We start from the raw sequence: 16,685 nt of genomic DNA, 5'->3' as shown, positions 1-16,685 counted from the left end.
AGGCCTGTCCGGGACAGCCGCCTCGAGGGAGGTCCAGTTCAGTGACCAGCCAGGTCAGTAGCCCAGCGGAGCAGGCCGACGGACCAGTCGTAGGAGAGCAGCGCAAAGCGGGGGGCGCCAAGGGCGTCCGCCGTCTCGACCGGGTGATCATCAGGTTCGCGGGGGACTCGGGTGACGGTATGCAGCTCACCGGTGACCGCTTCACCTCGGAGACCGCGTCGTTCGGCAACGACCTGTCGACGCTGCCGAACTTCCCGGCCGAGATCCGGGCGCCCGCCGGGACCCTGCCGGGTGTGTCGTCCTTCCAGTTGCACTTCGCCGACCACGACATCCTCACGCCCGGTGACGCGCCGAACGTGCTGGTGGCGATGAACCCGGCCGCGCTGAAGGCGAACATCGGCGACCTGCCGCGCGGCGCCGAGGTGATCGTCAACACGGACGAGTTCACCAAACGGGCGATGCAGAAGGTCGGCTACGACACCAGTCCGCTGGAGGACGGGTCGCTGGACGGCTACCACCTGCACCCGGTGCCGCTGACCACGCTCACCGTGGAGGCGCTGAAGGAGTTCGACCTCAGCCGCAAGGAGGCCGAGCGCAGCAAGAACATGTTCGCGCTGGGCCTGCTGAGCTGGATGTACCACCGGCCCACCGAGGGCACGGAGAGGTTCCTCCGGTCCAAGTTCGCGAAGAAACCCGACATCGCGGCGGCCAACATCGCCGCGTTCCGGGCGGGCTGGAACTTCGGCGAGACCACCGAGGACTTCGCCGTCTCCTACGAGGTGGCCCCGGCGGCCACGGCGTTCCCGCCGGGTGTCTACCGCAACATCTCCGGCAACCTCGCCCTGTCGTACGGCCTGGTCGCCGCGAGCCGGCAGGCGGATCTGCCGCTGTATCTGGGGTCGTACCCGATCACTCCGGCGTCGGACATCCTGCACGAGCTGTCCAAACACAAGAACTTCGGCGTGCGGACCTTCCAGGCCGAGGACGAGATCGCCGGTATCGGGGCCGCGCTGGGCGCGGCCTTCGGTGGTTCGCTGGCCGTGACCACGACGAGTGGTCCCGGGGTGGCGCTGAAGTCGGAGACCATCGGCCTGGCGGTCTCCCTGGAGCTGCCGCTGCTGGTCGTGGACATCCAGCGCGGCGGGCCGTCGACGGGTCTGCCCACCAAGACCGAGCAGGCGGATCTGCTCCAGGCGATGTACGGGCGCAACGGCGAGGCCCCGGTGCCGATCGTCGCGCCGTGCACCCCGGGGGACTGCTTCGACGCGGCCCTGGAGGCGGCGCGGATCGCGCTGACGTACCGCACGCCGGTCTTCCTCCTCTCCGACGGCTATCTGGCCAACGGCTCCGAGCCCTGGCGGATCCCCGACCTGGACGAGCTGCCCGACCTGCGGGTGCGGTTCGCGCAGGGCCCGAACCACACCCTCGACGACGGTTCCGAGGTGTTCTGGCCCTACAAGCGCGATCCGCGGACGCTGGCCCGGCCCTGGGCGGTCCCGGGCACTCCGGGTCTGGAACACCGGATCGGCGGCATCGAGAAGGAAGACGGCACCGGCAACATCTCCTACTCGCCGGCCAACCACGACTTCATGGTCCGCACCCGGCAGGCCAAGATCGACGGCATCGACGTCCCGGACCTCGTGGTGGACGACCCGCACGAGGCCAGGACCCTCGTCCTGGGCTGGGGTTCGACGTACGGGCCGATCACGGCGGCCGTGCGGCGGCTGCGCCGAGCCGGGGAGTTTGTCGCGCAGGCGCATCTGCGCCATCTCAACCCCTTCCCGAAGAACCTCGGCGCGGTCCTCGGGCGCTACGACAAGGTGGTGGTGCCCGAGATGAACCTCGGGCAGCTCGCCACGCTCATCCGGGCGAAGTACCTGGTCGACGCGCAGTCGTACAACCAGGTCAACGGCATGCCGTTCAAGGCGGAGCAGCTCGCCGCGGCTCTGAAGGAGGCCATCGATGGCTGAGACGTCCACGCACGGCACGGGCACCGTCGAAGCGCTCTCCCTCGTCCCCAAGGCCGAGGCGAAGCAGTCGATGAAGGACTTCAAGTCCGATCAGGAAGTGCGCTGGTGCCCCGGCTGCGGCGACTACGCCATCCTCGCGGCGGTGCAGGGCTTCATGCCCGAGCTGGGCCTGGCGAAGGAGAACATCGTCTTCGTCTCGGGCATCGGCTGCTCCTCCCGGTTCCCGTACTACATGAACACGTACGGGATGCACTCCATCCACGGCCGCGCCCCCGCCATCGCCACGGGTCTGGCCTCCTCGCGCCGCGATCTGTCGGTATGGGTCGTCACCGGTGACGGCGACGCGCTGTCGATCGGCGGAAACCACCTGATCCACGCGCTGCGCCGCAACGTCAACCTCAAGATCCTGCTGTTCAACAACCGGATCTACGGTCTGACCAAGGGCCAGTACTCGCCGACCTCCGAGGTCGGGAAGATCACCAAGTCGACGCCGATGGGCTCGCTGGACGCGCCCTTCAACCCGGTGTCGCTGGCGATCGGCGCGGAGGCCTCGTTCGTGGCGCGGACGGTCGACTCCGACCGCAGGCATCTGACGGAGGTGCTGCGCCAGGCCGCCGCCCACCAGGGCACGGCCCTGATCGAGATCTACCAGAACTGCAACATCTTCAACGACAACGCCTTCGAGGTCCTCAAGGACAAGCAGCAGGCCGAGGAGGCCGTGATCCGGCTGGAGCACGGCAGGCCGATCCGCTTCGGCTCCGACCTGGCCAAGGGTGTCGTACGGGACCGGCTGACCGGGGACCTGAAGGTGGTCGCGGTGACGCCGGACAACGAGGACCAGGTGCTCGTCCACGACGCGCACTCCTCGTCCCCGACCACGGCGTTCGCACTGTCCCGCCTGGCCGACCCGGACACCCTGCACCACACCCCGATCGGCGTCTTCCGTGCCGTCGACCGGCCCGTCTACGACATCCAGATGACCGACCAGCTCGACCAGGCGATCGAGCAGCACGGCAAGGGCGACCTGGGCGCGCTGCTGGCGGGCGGGGACACCTGGACGGTCGCCGGCTGAGCCCTCGCTGGAGCACCGAGGCCCGGGACCGCTAGGAAGCGGCCCGGGTCTCGTCGTAGGTCAGGCGGGCCTTCTCCACGTCGTCCATGCGGTCGTGGGTCCACTGGGCGAGCGCCTTGACCTGCTCGGCGGCCTCGCGGCCCAGGTCGGTGAGGGAGTAGTCGACGCGGGGCGGGATCACCGGCTTGGCGTCGCGGTCGACGAGGCCGTCGCGCTCCAGGGTCTGGAGCGTCTGCGTGAGCATCTTCTCGCTGACGCCCCGGGCGCCGTTGCCGTACCGGCTGATCGCCCGGCGCAGCTCGCTGAACCGGTACGGGCGGTCCAGCAGCTCGATCAGGACGAGCACGCCCCAGCGGCTGGTGACGTGTTCCAGGACGAGCCGGTGCGGGCACAGGGCCTCACTATCACTTACTGCCATGCCAGTACCTTACTTCAAAGTGGGTACTTTCGAAGAGTTAGCGCTTCTCCTAGGGTTAGTGCCACCGCACCCCACAAGGAGAGTCATCACCATGAGCATCGTCGTCACCGGAGCCACCGGACAGCTCGGCCGTCACGTCGTGGAGCAGCTGCTGGAGAAGGTTCCCGCCGAGCAGATCACCGCGGTCGTGCGCAACGCCGAGAAGGCCGCCGACTTCGCGGCTCGCGGGGTGAAGATCGCACTGGCCGACTACAACGCCCCCGCGTCCTTCGACGGCCTCTTCGCCGCCGGCGACAAGGTCCTGCTGATCTCGGGCAACGAGTTCGACAAGGGCCGGGTCGCCCAGCACGAGGTCGTCATCGACGCCGCCAAGGCCGCCGGAGTCGCCCTGCTCGCCTACACCAGCGCCCCGGGCACCCTGACCGCCGCGCTCGCCGACGACCACCGCGGCACCGAGGAGGCCCTGCTGGGCTCGGGTGTGCCCTACGCGCTGCTGCGCAACGGCTGGTACCACGAGAACTACACCGAGAACCTCGCCCCGACGCTGGAGCACAACGCGGTCGTCGCCGCAGCCGGCGAGGGCAGGGTCTCCTCCGCCTCCCGCGCCGACTACGCCGCCGCCGCCGTCGCCGTGCTGACCGGCGAGGGGCACGAGAACCAGACGTACGAGCTGGGCGGCGACACCGCGTGGAGCTTCGCCGAGTACGCGGCCGAGCTGAGCCGGCAGACCGGCAAGGAGATCACCTACAACGCGGTCACGCCCGAGGCGCTCACCGGCATCCTGGCCGGTGCCGGGCTGCCCGAGCAGTTCGCCCAGATCCTGGCCGGGGTCGACGCCTCCATCGAGAAGGGTGAGCTGGTCGTCTCGACCGGCGACCTGTCCCGCCTGGCCGGCCGTCCGACCACCCCGTTCTCCGAGGCCATCGCCGCCGCGCTCAAGGGCTGAACTCCCCCGGCGGGCCCTTGAGCCGCCCCACCCCCGGCTGTCATGACCGTATGCCGATACGGGCATGACAGCCGGGGGTGCCCGGCGTTACCTTCGTGGTCGCGGAAGACGACGTGCGAAGTGCGAAGGAGGGGGCCCGTGACCGGCAAGCCGAAGGGCGAGGCGCGGATAGGACTGCTGAACGGGTTCGCGGCCTACGGGATGTGGGGGCTCGTCCCCCTGTTCTGGCCCCTGCTGAAGCCGGCGGGGGCGGTGGAGATCCTGGCCCACCGGATGGTGTGGTCGCTGGTCTTCGTCGGCGCCGCCCTGCTCGTGCTGCGCCGCTGGGCCTGGGCCGGAGAGCTGCTGCGGCAGCCGCGCAAGCTGGCGCTGATCACGGTCGCCGCGACGGTCATCACCGTCAACTGGGGCCTGTACATCTGGTCCGTGAACTCCGGGCACGTCGTCGAGGCCTCCCTCGGGTACTTCATCAACCCGCTGGTCACCATCGGGATCGGGGTGCTGCTGCTGAAGGAGCGGCTGCGGCCGGTGCAGTGGGCGGCGGTCGGGACCGGCTGCACGGCGGTCGTCGTGCTGACCATCGGCTACGGACGGCCCCCGTGGATCTCGCTCGCCCTCGCCTTCTCCTTCGCCACGTACGGGCTGGTGAAGAAGAAGGTGGGCCTTGGCGGCATCGAGTCGCTGGCCGCCGAGACCGCGATCCAGTTCCTGCCCGCGCTCGGCTTCCTGGTGTGGCTGACCGGGCGGGGCGACTCCACGTTCAGCACCGAGGGCGCCGGGCACGCGGCCCTGCTCGCCTCGGCCGGCATCGTCACCGCGCTGCCCCTGGTCTGCTTCGGCGCGGCCGCGATCCGCGTGCCCCTGTCCACCATCGGCCTGCTGCAGTACTCCACGCCGGTCATCCAGTTCCTGCTCGGCATCCTCTACTTCCACGAGGAGATGCCGCCGGAGCGCTGGGCCGGGTTCGCGCTGGTGTGGCTGGCGCTGACGCTCCTCACCTGGGACGCGCTGCGCACCGCCCGTCGCGCCGCCCGCGCGCTCACCGACGAGATCAGCGTGCCCAGCACCACCAGGACGACCGGCACGACCAGCGCCGCCCGGAACGCCGAGAGCGTGGCCTCGGGACCGGACCCGGTGGACGCCAGGCCGTAGACCGCGGTCACCGCCTGGATGCCGATCACGGAGCCGAAATGCGTGGCGGCGGGTACGAGCCGACCTCCCTCGGCAGCACGCCGCACGCCACGATCCAGTCCCTGGTGACCTGGACGGAGGAACACCAGGACGAGATCGCCGCGGCCCGGACCGCGTACGGCACCCGCGCCGTATAACTGGTACATGACACAGACACCGGCACGTCCCGCCCCCGTGCACTGGAAGGTCGTCATCGACGCGAACGACCCGCACGCGCAGGCCGACTTCTGGGCCGCCGCGCTCCACTACGAGGTCGAGGACAACAGCGTCCTCATCGGGAAGCTGCTCGGCGCCGGTGTCGTGCCGGAGGAACTCGTCGTGGAGTTCCACGGCCGTCACGCCTTCCGGGACCTGGTCGCCGTACGGCACCCCGAGGACCCGTTCGAGGAGGAGAGCGGGACCGGGCTGGGGCGGCGGCTGCTGTTCCAGCGGGTGCCGGAGACCAAGACGGTCAAGAACCGGCTCCATCTCGATCTGCACCCGGGCGAGGGGCGGCGCGAGGAGGAGGTCGCGCGACTGGAAGGGTTCGGGGCGAGGGTGCTGCGGCGGGTCGCGGAGCAGGGCGGCGAGTGGGCTCTGATGGCGGACCCGGAGGGGAACGAGTTCTGCGTGCAGTGACAGCGGCGAACACCGGCCGTCCTCACAACGCCCTGTCCTGTTCAGACTCTTGACGGAGAGTCAGTACGAGCTTCACCATCCAGGCACCCCATTCACTCTGGGCGGCCTTCGGACACCCCACGGGCCGCCCGAAGGAACTCGGAGTCCCCACATGAAGCTCTCCGTTTCCGCGCGTGCCGTGGCAGCAGGCGGCATAGCGAGTGTCATGCTCCTGACCAGTGGCGCCGTGGCCGATGCCGCGTCCGCTCCCCCGAGACCGGCGGCGGCGCCCGACCTGCCCCTGGCGGGCGTCAAGGCCCACCTGACCCAGCTGCAGTCCATAGCCACCGCCAACGGCGGCAACCGCGCGCACGGCCGGACCGGCTACAAGGCCTCGATCGACTACGTGAAGGCCAAGCTGGACGCCGCCGGATTCACCACCACGCTCCAGCAGTTCACCGCCTCGGGACGCACCGGCTACAACCTGATCGCCGACTGGCCCGGCGGTGACGCGAACCAGGTCGTGATGGCCGGCTCGCACCTCGACAGCGTCTCCTCCGGGGCCGGCATCAACGACAACGGGTCCGGCTCGGCCGCCGTCCTGGAGACCGCCCTCGCCGTGTCCCGGGCGCAGTACAAGCCCACCAAGCATCTGCGGTTCGCCTGGTGGGGCGCGGAGGAACTCGGCCTGGTCGGCTCCCGCTACTACGTCAACCGGCTGACGACCGGGGACCGTTCGAGGATCAGCGCCTACCTCAACTTCGACATGATCGGCTCCCCGAACCCCGGCTACTTCGTCTACGACGACGACCCGGCGGTCGAGAAGACCTTCAAGGACTACTTCAGCGGCCTCGGCGTCCCGACCGAGATCGAGACCGAGGGCGACGGCCGCTCCGACCACGCGCCCTTCAAGAGCGCGGGCGTGCCGGTGGGCGGCCTGTTCACCGGGGCCAGCCGCGCGAAGACGGCGGCGCAGGCGGCCAAGTGGGGCGGTACGGCCGGGCAGGCCTTCGACCGCTGCTACCACTCCTCCTGCGACACCACCGCCAACATCAACGACACGGCCCTCGACCGCAACAGCGACGCGGTCGCGTACGCGGTGTGGGAACTGTCGGAGTAGTCCGGGTCACCCCTCCTGGTCGCGGGCGCGTTCCGTGAGGCGGCCCATGCGGGCCCGGGCCGACTCCAGTTGCTCGACCTCCTCGGCGGCCGGACCGTCCTCGGCGGCGAGCTCGGTCCACAGGCCGATCAGGTCGCGCCCCAGCTCCAGGCCCACCGACGGGTCGCGCACGGCCCGCCAGGCGGTGGCCGCGCTCTGCACGTTGCCGTAGGCGGCCTCCGCGTCGCCCGTACGGCGGCGGGCACCGGCCAGGTCGAGCGACAGCCGGAAGGCACGGAGCGGGTCGCCCGCCAGGTAGGCGATGTACGCGCTGAGTTCACCCAGCCGGAGCACCTCGGGGTGCTCCGGCCCCAGCGCCGCCGACGCCTGTGCGACGGTCTGCTCCGCCAGCCCGGCCGCCGCCTCGATCCTGCCCTCCTTCACGGCCTCGTTGATCCGCGTGATCGGCTCCGCGACGAGGGAGGGGGTTGCGGAGTCGCCCGGGGTGCCGGGCGTTTCGTCCCCGAACATGGCCTCCGCGACGGCGTCGAAGCCGCGGGCGGGGGTGGGCTTGGCGTCGAGGTCGGCGAGCAGCTCCGCTTCGAGCACCGGGTCGGGCTTCCTGGTGCGCCGGGGCGCGGCGGCGGGACCCGCTTCGGGGATGGGGAGCGGCCGCACGTCCATGGGCGGAGGCGGCCCGAACTCACCCGTCGGGGGCGCGACCGTGCCGGGCGGTGCGGCCGGGCCCGGGGGCGTGTCTTCGGGTGCGGGCGGCTCCTGTACGGCGCGCAGCCGGAACGTCGGGGCCGCGCCGAGATCACCGGGCTCCGGTACGGGGCGCAGGACGTGTGTGGCGCTGTCCCTGTGCGGGGGCTCCTGCTCCGCGGCGAGTGGCATCGGTCCGGGATCCTGAGGGGACGGTTCGGCAGCAGCGCCGGCCTCGGGCCACTCCGTCACCGGACCCGACGAGGGAAACTCCGCCGCAGCGCCCGACGTGGGGAGACCCGCCACCGGCCCGACCTCAGGCGGGTCGACAGCCGCACCCGCCTCGGGCCACTCCGTCACCGGACCCGACGAGGGAAACTCCGCCGCAGCGCCCGACGTGGGGAGACCCGTCACCGGCCCGACCGCGGGCGGGTCGACAGCCGGGCCGACCGTGGGCCGCTGCGTCGACGTGCCGGCCGTGGGTGGTTCCGATGCCGTGGGCGACTCGGCAGCCGCACCCGCCTCGGGCCACTCCGTCACCGGGCCCGACATGGGCAGCTCCGCCTCAGCGCCCGAGCTGGGCAGACCGGTCACGGGCCCGACCGCAGACGGCTCGGCAGCCGCACCCGCCTTCGGCCACTCCGTCACCGGACCCGACGAGGGAAACTCCGCCGCAGCACCCGACGTGGGCAGCCCCGCCACCGGCCCGACCGCAGGCGGCTCGACAGCCGGGCCGGCCGGGGGCCACTGCGTCGACGCGCCGGCCGTGGGTGGTTCCGTGGGCGGCTGCGCGGCCGGGGGCGCTTCCGGCGGGCGTCCCGCGACGGCCTCCTCCGGCGGGGTCGTACGGACCGGCTCGGCCGTGAAGTGGCTGGAGCCGTCCGGGTCGACCCGGAGGGGGACGACGTAGCCGATGCGCTCGTCGTGGATCGTGGCGAGGACGGCATGGCCGGTGGCGAGGGCGATGTGGTGGAGGCGGTTCAGGACGGCCTTGTGGATCTCCTCGCCGGGGGCCGCGAAGACCGGGACGCCGCCGACGGACGCACTGTCGGACACGCCCGCCGCTCCGGCACCGGCACCGGATCCGGCACCGTGTCCTGTTGTCCCGGGGACATGGACGTCGATCGGCGCCGCCGGAGTCGCCGCGTGTGCGGCCTGTTTCTGTTCCCGCTTCTTCTCGCGGCTGAGTCGCGACATCGTCCCCTCACTCGGCGTCGTACACCTACTTGTCGAGTGTGTCCGCTCGCTCCCGTTTCTCACGTCACCGCGGTGTCACAGGCTCGTCCCAAGGACTGTAGGCCCCGGCGCGCGTTGTTCCTGCCAGCATGAAGATCGGGAGTACGAGGGAGGAGAGGTGCGTGCAGACAGGCATGCGACAAGGCCCGGAGATCTGGATCCGCGGCCCGGTGGCCACCCCGGAGCCGGGACCGCCGGAGCCGGCCCACGCCCATGCCGGGGCCCGGCGGTTCTCCTGGGTCGGCACGCACGGCGGCGCGGGCGTCTCCACGCTCGCCGCGGTCTACGGCGGTCATGACAGCGGCCGCGCCTGGCCCGGGCCGGGCGACCCGCCGTCGGTGCTGCTGGTCGCCCGGACGCACGCGGCCGGGCTGGACACGGTCGCCGGTGCGGTGGAGATCTTCCGGCGCGGTCAGGCTCCGCCGGGGCTCGACCTCGACGGCGTCGTCCTCGTGGCGGACGCCCCGGGCCGGCTGCCGCGCCCGCTTGCCCAGCGGGTCAAGTCCCTGGAGGCGGTCATCGACGTGTACCGCGTGCCGTGGGTGCCGTCCTGGCGGCTCGGTGAACTGGGCCACCCGCCGCGCGAGACGGCGCCCCTGGCCAGACTGACGGGAGCGGCACGCTGACGGCCGCGCCCCTGTCGGCGGGGGAGATCGCGGCGGGCGTACGGGCCCGGGAGCTGCGCGCGGTGGACGTGGTCGCGGCGGCGCTGGAACGGATCGACCGGGCCGATCCGGAGCTGTGCGCGTTCGTCGAGGTGTGGCACGAGGAGGCGCTGCGACGGGCGGGCGAGGTGGACACGCTGCTCGACGGGCGTTCCGGGGGTGTCCCTCGCACGAGTGGAGCCGACGGCTCCGAGCACCTCCGGCGCGCGGGCGGAGCCCTCGACGGGGTGGGGAATCTCCCCTGTAGGAGCACAGCCGCCAGACCCGGGGGTGTCCCTCGCACGAGTGGAGCCGACGGCTCCGAGCACCTCCGGCGCGCGGGCGGAGCCCTCGACGGGGTGGGGAATCTCCCCTGTAGGAGCACAGCCGCCAGACCCGGGGGTGTCCCTCGCACGAGTGATGCCGACAGCTCCGGGGATGCCCCTCGCACGAGTGGTGCCGGAGGGGCAGGGGGTGTCGCCGACGGGTTCGCGGAGGGCGGGTCGCTGCCGCTCGCCGGTGTGCCCATCGCCGTGAAGGGGCGTCACGGGATGCGTGCGGCGGGGCCGCTGGTCGCGGCCGGAGGGATCGTCGTGGGGGCGACCTCCGTGCCCGGGCCGGGGACGCCCTGGCAGACCTGGGGGCTCGGCGCGCGCGGCCGGACCGTCAACCCGTGGCGGGCCGACCGCACTCCGGGCGGTTCCTCGGCCGGGTCGGCGGTGGCGGTGGCGGCCGGTCTTGTGCCGCTGGCGACGGGCAGTGACGGGGCCGGGTCGGTGCGGATCCCGGCGGCGTGGTGCGGGGTCGTCGGGCTGAAGACCACGGCCGGACGGCTGCCCTCCGCCGACCGTACGGGGCTTGCCGTCCCCGGCGTGCTCGCCCGCTCGGCGTCGGACGCGGCGTGCTGGTGGCAGGTGGTGACGGGTGAGCCGGAGCCGGTCCCCCCGACCCTGCCCGTCACCGCCCTCTGGTCGCCCGACCTCGGTTTCGCCGGGCCCGATCCGGAGCCCGTCGCCCTCGCCCGGGCGGCGGTGGAACGGCTCGTGGCGGCGGGTGTCGTACGGCTCGTACGACCGCGGGTGCCGCCGCGGCTCATGGACCCCGGGCCCGCGTGGCTCGCCCTGCGCGCACCCGGTGCCGACCTGGCCGGGGCCCACCGCGTCCGGGCGGAGAACGACCGGCGGCTGGCCGGGCTGTTCGGCGATGCCGAGCTGCTGCTGACGCCCACGGCACCCACCGCGCCGCACGGCCACGAAGGACCAGGGGACCGTTACTCCACCTCGCTCACCTGGGCGTTCAACCTCAGCGGGCATCCGGCGCTGAGCCTTCCGGCGGGCTTCGGCGAGGACGGCTGCCCGGCCGGGCTGCACCTGGTCGCGCCGCACGGGCGGGAGGCGCTGCTGCTGGCCGTGGCCCGGGAGGCGGAGGCGCGTATCGGGAGCTGACGGCGCCCCGGGCGTGCGGCCACCCCTGGCGGATTTGAATGCGCGCGCATATGATGCAAGCGCCTGTAATCGCCGCACGCCTTTCTTCACGCCTTTCTTCTGGGGGACGCCATGACCCGCCGCTTCCTTTTCGTCCTGGGCAGCGCCCGTACCGAGGGCAACTCCGAGCTGCTGGCCCGCCGGGCCGCCGAGCAACTGCCCCCGGACGCCGAACAGCAGTGGCTCGACCTCTCCGAGCATCCCGTGCCCGACTTCGAGGACCTGCGGCACGACAGCGACCATGTCCGCCCCACCGAGGGCAACCACGCCCTCCTGCTCGACGCCACGCTCGCGGCGACGGACATCGTGATCGTCACGCCCCTGTACTGGTACTCGGTCTCCGCGCAGACCAAGCGCTACCTGGACTACTGGTCGGGCTGGCTGCGCACGCCCGGCCTCGACTTCAAGGCGACCCTGGCCGGACGCACCCTGTGGGGCGTCACCGCCCTCGCGCACCGGGAGGAGGTGGTCGCCGACCCGCTGATCGGGACGCTGCACAACTCGGCCGCGTACCTGGGGATGCGCTTCGGCGGGGTGCTGCTCGGCAACGGCAGCAAGCCCGGTGACGTGCTGAACGACACCGAGGCGCTGACCCGGGCGAAGACGTTCTTCTCCCAGGAGGCACCGCCCGCCCGGTTCCTGTACGAGAAGTGAGCCCTACGCGGTGATGTCCTTCGTCGTGAAGCGGGCCCAGGCCGCGGAGCCGAACACCGCCGCGTACAGGGCCTGGAGGCCGAGGTTCTTCGTCAGGTCGTCCCAGTAGACCGGCTCGCGCATGAGGTCGGCGAAGGACAGCCAGTAGTGCGAGAAGAAGTACGGCTGGAGGGCGTGCAGCTGCGGGATCTGGTCGAGGATCTGGACGGTGATCAGCAGGCCGACGGTGGTCGCCATCGCCGCGATGCCGCTGCCCGTGAGCGTCGAGACGAACAGGCCCAGCGCCGCGACGCCGATCAGTGACGCGGCGACGGCGAGGGCGATCAGCAGGGCTCTGCCCAGGCCCTCGGCGAAGCTGATCCGCGTACCGGAGATGGTCGTCAGGTCGCCCAGCGGAAACAGCAGCGCGCCGACCGTCAGCGCCGAGACGGCGACCACGAGCGTGGCCGCCAGGCAGAAGATGACGACGGTCGCGTACTTGGTGAGCAGCAGGCGGCTGCGCCCGGCCGGGGCGACCAGCAGATAGCGGAGGGTGCCCGCGTTCGACTCGCCGGCGATCGCGTCACCCGCGACGACGCCGATCGCCATCGGCAGGAAGAAGGGGAGGGTGGCGGCCAGGGCGGTGAAGACGAGGAACAGGCCGTTGTTGGTGATCTGCGAGATGAAGGCCGGTCCTCCCCCGCCGCCGGCCGACGATCCGTCGCCCGTTTCGATCTTGACGGCGATGCCGACCAGTACGGGCACGCCCGCCAGGACGGCCAGCAGCGCGAGGGTGCGCCAGCGCCGGAAGGTCGTGGTGAGCTCGCTGCGCAGCAGCCCGAAGGTCCAGAGCGGGCTCACCGGGCGTACGGCGACCCGCGCCGTGTCAGCCCGCGACATCGAAGCCCTCCCCCGTCAGTGCCACGAACGCGTCCTCCAGCGAGGCCCGTTCGACCGTGAAGCCCCGCACCCGCACCCCGGCCGTCACCAGCGCGGCGTTCACCTCGGCGAGGTCGCGGTCCGGCGGTTCGCCGGTCACCCGGTCGTCGGTGACGACGACGTCGCCGACGCCCTGCTCCTTCAGCACCCGGGCCGCCTCCGCCGGGTCCGGCGTGGTCACCACCAGCCTGCCGCGTGCCCCGGCGGACAGCTCCGCCACCGGGCCCTGCGTGATCAGACGGCCCTGGGCCATCACGGCCGCGTGCGTGCAGACCTGCTCGATCTCGTCGAGCAGATGGGAGGAGAGGAAGACGGTCGTGCCGTCCGAGGCCAGCTCCCGGATCAGGGTGCGGATCTCGCGCATGCCCTGCGGGTCGAGGCCGTTGGTCGGCTCGTCGAGCACCAGCAGCCGGCGCGGCTGGAGCAGCGCGGCCGCCAGGCCCAGGCGCTGTTTCATGCCCAGCGAGTACGCCTTGGCCTTCTTGCCCCCTGCGGCCGTCAGGCCCACCCGGTCCAGGGCGGCGGCGACCCGGGCCCGCCGGGTGCGCGGATCGGCGGCCGGGTCGGCCGAGTCGTACCGGATGAGGTTGTCGCGGCCGGAGAGGAAGCCGTAGAGGGCCGGGCCCTCGATGAGGGCGCCGACGTGCGGCAGCACGGCGCGGGTGGCCCGGGGCATGGGCTGCCCGAGGACCCGCGCCGTGCCGGAGGTGGCCTCGATGAGGCCCATCAGCATGCGGATGGTGGTGGTCTTGCCGGAGCCGTTGGGGCCGAGGAAGCCGAAGACGCTGCCCGCCGGGACGGTCAGGTCGAGACCGTCGACGGCGAGTTGTCCGCCGCGGTAGCGCTTGGTGAGCGCGTGGGTGGCGATGGCCGGTTCCCCGGCCGCGGCATCCGCGCCGCTCGGCTCCGGCACCCGCTCGGGCTCCGTGGCGGACGGTTCGCCCATCGGCTTCCTCGTTCTCCTGACGTCCCGGGGGCTGCGGACGTCCTGTGGCGGTACGGGACCTACTTGCCGGCGTCGGCCGCCTTCACGAGCGCGTCCTTGGTGACCAGGCCGACGTAGACCTTGCCGTCGTCCGTGATCAGGGCGTTGACCAGGCGGGTCGAGAAGACCGTGCCCGAGCCGAACTTGCCGGTGACCTTGTCGCCGAGCGAGTTCATGAAGCCGCCGAGGTCGCCGCCGGCCTCGCCGGAGGGCACGCCCTCGCCGCCGGTGTCGAAGGTGGCTATGGCGTTCCAGCCCTCGCCGATGGTCTTCATGCCGTCGAGGTCCTGGCCGAGGTCCTTCTCCGACTTCGGGAGGGACTTCGGGGCGTGCTCGCGCGCTTCGGCCTCGCCGGACGCCTTCGGCTCCGAGGCCTTCTCCTCGGTGACCTTCGCCCCCTTCGGCGGGGTGAAGTCGAAGGTCGAGGCGGCCGGCTTGGCGAAGTCGACCTGGGTGAAGCCCGCGTCGACGACGGCGGAGCCACCGCTCGCCGGGGTCAGCGTGAACTTCAGCGGCGTGCCCGTCTTCGCGTCCACGGCCACGGTGATCGCACCGACCGTGGAGCCGGACTGCTTCGGCTTGATGAGCAGCTTGTAGGCGTCCCGGCCGGCGACCTGGGCGGTGCCGTCGACGGTCACGGAGGTCGTGTCGTCGGCGGCCTTGAGGGCCTCCTCGGCGAAGTCCTTCGGCGTGGCCGGCGGCTGCTGCCGGTCCTTGCCGCTCTCGGCGGCGGTGCCGTGGTGGACCTCGTTCGACTTGCTGTCGTAGGCCCAGACGTCCTTGCCGTTGTGGACGATGCTGTACTCGGCGGCGTTCTCCAGCAGCGACAGCTTCTGCCTGTCCGGGCCGTCGGCCGCGACGCGCAGGGTGTGCGTGCCGGAGGCCAGTTCGGTGAGCTTGGCGGTCGGGTCGGCGGAGGAGCCGCCCTCGCCCCCGCCCGCGGCGCCGGACATCAGGCTGCTCTCCAGACCGCCGAGGTCCGGCAGTCCGAGGTCCGTGCTGATCTTCACGGTGCCGGACAGCTGCTGGACGTCCGACTTGGCGATCTTCTCGATGAGCTGCTGTGCGGTGATCTTCGGGAGGTCCGGGTCACCGGAGTCGGCGAGCGCGGGGACCAGCCCGATCGTCGCGGCCGCCACCCCCATCACCGTGACCGGTACGACGTACCGTGCGGCCTTGCGCCGTCCGGAACGCTGCTCGTCGACCTCCCCGGCGGTCGTGCTGTCGTCGGATGCGTACGGTGCCATGTGTGCCCTACCTCCGTGGTCGGCGGCGGCTGTCCGTGTCGTCCACGCACTCGTCCCTGAGCCGCCATTCTCACCCGAACAGGTGAGGAGTGGTGTCTTTCCGTGGTGTCCATCTGACCAAATCGGCCAGGGCAATACGTCAGACCCCGGACTCAACTCCACGTACTGCTGGGGTATGACACGGAGGGACGGCTCCTCCCCCGACCCGTAGGGGTCGTACGGGAAAGACCGGCTAGCCGGCCCGGTGCACGACCGCGTCGCACAGCTCCACGAGTGCCGTCTTCGCGGCGCACTCGGGCAGGGGGGCCAGCGCCGAACGGGCGTCCTCGGCGTAGCGGACGGTGTCCTTCCGGGCCTGTTCCAGCGCCGGGTGGGCGCGCAGCAGGCGCAGGGCCTCGGCGTGCCGCTGGTCGTCGGTGAGGTCGGAGTCCAGCAGCTCGCACAGGGCGATGTCATCCGCGAGCCCGAGCCGGGCCGCCCGCTCGCGCAGCCGCAGCACCGGCATCGTGGGGATGCCCTCGCGCAGATCGGTGCCGGGCGTCTTGCCGGACTCGTGCGAGTCGGAGGCGATGTCCAGGACGTCGTCGGCGAGCTGGAAGGCGACGCCGAGCCGCTCGCCGTACTGGGTCAGCACGTCCACGGTCGTCTCGCCGGCGCCGGACATCATCGCGCCGAACCGGCACGACACGGCCACCAGCGAACCGGTCTTGCCGCCCAGCACGTCCAGATAGTGCTCGACGGGGTCGCGGCCGTCCTGCGGTCCGGCCGTCTCCAGGATCTGTCCGGTCACCAGCCGTTCGAACGCCTCGGCCTGCACCCGCACCGCCTCGGGGCCGAGGTCGGCCAGGGTGTGCGAGGCACGGGCGAAGAGGAAGTCGCCGGTGAGGACCGCGACGGAGTTGCCCCAGCGGGTGTTCGCGCTCGCCACCCCGCGGCGCACCGTCGCCTCGTCCATCACGTCGTCGTGGTACAGCGTGGCGAGGTGGGTCAGCTCCACGACGACGGCCGACGGCACGATCCCGGGCGCGTACCGGTCACCGAACTGGGCGGACAGCATCACGAGCAGCGGACGGAACCGCTTGCCACCGGCCCGCACCAGGTGCTGGGCGGCCTCCGTGATGAAGGGCACCTCGCTCTTGGTGGCCTCGAACAAGCCTTCCTCGACAGCCGCCAACCCGGCCTGGACATCGGCTTCCAGAGCCTGGTCCCGCACGCTCAGCCCGAACGGCCCGACGTCGGTCACGAGGGGTCTCCTGTCTGCTGTGTCTGCCGGTGATTACGCGGATTGTCGATAGGTCGCTGCCATCACTCGAGTCAGCGTATCCGGTCACGTTTCGATCACCGCCAGCGCCCATGGTTACAGGCCGGGTGGTATCTGATCACGACCGTTATGTTTTCGATCAGCTCATAAGAACAGACATTTATCGACTTACCAGGAGGTAGTGAGATATACACGATTTGCCATGACGATTGAGCAAATTCCCATTGGCGGTAATTGCCCCACAGGCTCGTGATCAGT

The 16,685-nt window shown here is 71.6% G+C and carries 15 protein-coding genes and 1 pseudogene; 10 read left to right on the top strand and 6 right to left on the bottom strand.

Going from position 1 to position 16,685, the window contains the following annotated elements; all coding sequences use genetic code 11:
• Positions 1 to 41 precede the first annotated feature (41 nt).
• Both ACZ6I3_RS34645 and ACZ6I3_RS34640 read left to right on the top strand, forming a co-directional pair.
• The gene (locus ACZ6I3_RS34645) at positions 42 to 1,970 is read left to right on the top strand and encodes a 2-oxoacid:acceptor oxidoreductase subunit alpha (protein ID WP_469420133.1); all 1,929 of its coding nucleotides are present in this window, start codon (positions 42 to 44) and stop codon (positions 1,968 to 1,970) included.
• Entirely contained in the window at positions 1,963 to 3,042 is a 1,080-nt protein-coding gene (locus ACZ6I3_RS34640; protein WP_469420131.1) for a 2-oxoacid:ferredoxin oxidoreductase subunit beta, read from the top strand. Before ACZ6I3_RS34645 ends, ACZ6I3_RS34640 begins: the two co-directional genes overlap by 8 nt.
• Before the next feature lie 31 nt (positions 3,043 to 3,073).
• Here the strand turns inward: ACZ6I3_RS34640 and ACZ6I3_RS34635 are convergent, their stop codons facing one another.
• The gene (locus ACZ6I3_RS34635; protein ID WP_469420130.1) at positions 3,074 to 3,460 is read right to left on the bottom strand and encodes a winged helix-turn-helix transcriptional regulator; all 387 of its coding nucleotides are present in this window, start codon (positions 3,458 to 3,460) and stop codon (positions 3,074 to 3,076) included.
• A gap of 91 nt (positions 3,461 to 3,551) precedes the next feature.
• Here ACZ6I3_RS34635 and ACZ6I3_RS34630 point away from each other — a divergent pair, with 91 nt between their 5' ends.
• The 5 genes and pseudogenes from ACZ6I3_RS34630 to ACZ6I3_RS34610 all read left to right on the top strand — a co-directional run bounded on the left by ACZ6I3_RS34630 (position 3,552) and on the right by ACZ6I3_RS34610 (position 7,314).
• Positions 3,552 to 4,406, top strand: a complete 855-nt coding sequence (locus ACZ6I3_RS34630) for an SDR family oxidoreductase (RefSeq protein WP_469420128.1) — start codon at positions 3,552 to 3,554, stop codon at positions 4,404 to 4,406.
• 138 nt (positions 4,407 to 4,544) lie between these two features.
• Positions 4,545 to 5,558, top strand: a complete 1,014-nt coding sequence (gene rarD / locus ACZ6I3_RS34625; RefSeq protein WP_469420126.1) for an EamA family transporter RarD — start codon at positions 4,545 to 4,547, stop codon at positions 5,556 to 5,558.
• Positions 5,559 to 5,611: 53 nt separating this feature from the next.
• A pseudogene (locus ACZ6I3_RS34620) lies at positions 5,612 to 5,734 on the top strand (winged helix-turn-helix transcriptional regulator); the annotation flags it as partial.
• 7 nt (positions 5,735 to 5,741) lie between these two features.
• On the top strand, positions 5,742 to 6,215 hold the full coding sequence (locus ACZ6I3_RS34615; protein WP_469420125.1) for a VOC family protein: 474 nt from the start codon (positions 5,742 to 5,744) through the stop codon (positions 6,213 to 6,215).
• Positions 6,216 to 6,366: 151 nt separating this feature from the next.
• Positions 6,367 to 7,314: a M28 family metallopeptidase gene (locus ACZ6I3_RS34610; RefSeq protein WP_469420124.1), complete on the top strand. Its 948-nt coding sequence runs from the start codon at positions 6,367 to 6,369 to the stop codon at positions 7,312 to 7,314.
• Between the two features lie 6 nt (positions 7,315 to 7,320).
• On the opposite strand, the gene ACZ6I3_RS34605 is transcribed toward ACZ6I3_RS34610, so the two are convergent.
• Positions 7,321 to 9,195 (bottom strand): tetratricopeptide repeat protein, encoded by a 1,875-nt coding sequence (locus tag ACZ6I3_RS34605; RefSeq protein WP_469420122.1) that lies wholly within the window; start codon positions 9,193 to 9,195, stop codon positions 7,321 to 7,323.
• Positions 9,196 to 9,368: 173 nt separating this feature from the next.
• Here ACZ6I3_RS34605 and ACZ6I3_RS34600 point away from each other — a divergent pair, with 173 nt between their 5' ends.
• The 3 genes from ACZ6I3_RS34600 (at position 9,369) to ACZ6I3_RS34590 (ending at position 12,016) form a co-directional block, all read left to right on the top strand.
• The gene (locus ACZ6I3_RS34600; protein WP_469420214.1) at positions 9,369 to 9,860 is read left to right on the top strand and encodes a DUF6668 family protein; all 492 of its coding nucleotides are present in this window, start codon (positions 9,369 to 9,371) and stop codon (positions 9,858 to 9,860) included.
• An 83-nt stretch (positions 9,861 to 9,943) separates the two neighbouring features.
• Positions 9,944 to 11,323, top strand: a complete 1,380-nt coding sequence (locus ACZ6I3_RS34595) for an amidase family protein (RefSeq protein WP_469420213.1) — start codon at positions 9,944 to 9,946, stop codon at positions 11,321 to 11,323.
• Between the two features lie 111 nt (positions 11,324 to 11,434).
• Positions 11,435 to 12,016 (top strand): flavodoxin family protein, encoded by a 582-nt coding sequence (locus ACZ6I3_RS34590; RefSeq protein WP_469420121.1) that lies wholly within the window; start codon positions 11,435 to 11,437, stop codon positions 12,014 to 12,016.
• Positions 12,017 to 12,019: 3 nt separating this feature from the next.
• On the opposite strand, the gene ACZ6I3_RS34585 is transcribed toward ACZ6I3_RS34590, so the two are convergent.
• The 4 genes from ACZ6I3_RS34585 to ACZ6I3_RS34570 form a co-directional block, all read right to left on the bottom strand.
• Entirely contained in the window at positions 12,020 to 12,895 is an 876-nt protein-coding gene (locus tag ACZ6I3_RS34585) for an ABC transporter permease (RefSeq protein ID WP_469420119.1), read from the bottom strand.
• The gene (locus ACZ6I3_RS34580) at positions 12,882 to 13,880 is read right to left on the bottom strand and encodes an ABC transporter ATP-binding protein (RefSeq protein ID WP_469420118.1); all 999 of its coding nucleotides are present in this window, start codon (positions 13,878 to 13,880) and stop codon (positions 12,882 to 12,884) included. The genes ACZ6I3_RS34585 and ACZ6I3_RS34580 overlap by 14 nt, the downstream gene beginning before the upstream one ends.
• Positions 13,881 to 13,939: 59 nt before the next feature.
• Entirely contained in the window at positions 13,940 to 15,166 is a 1,227-nt protein-coding gene (locus tag ACZ6I3_RS34575; protein ID WP_469420117.1) for a LolA family protein, read from the bottom strand.
• A gap of 232 nt (positions 15,167 to 15,398) precedes the next feature.
• A complete protein-coding gene (locus ACZ6I3_RS34570; RefSeq protein WP_469420116.1) occupies positions 15,399 to 16,409 on the bottom strand; it encodes a polyprenyl synthetase family protein in 1,011 nt (336 codons plus the stop codon).
• Positions 16,410 to 16,685 lie beyond the last annotated feature (276 nt).

The organism is Streptomyces sp. NPDC041940, from assembly GCF_055589465.1.
This window is presented reverse-complemented; position numbering and strand designations above follow the sequence as displayed.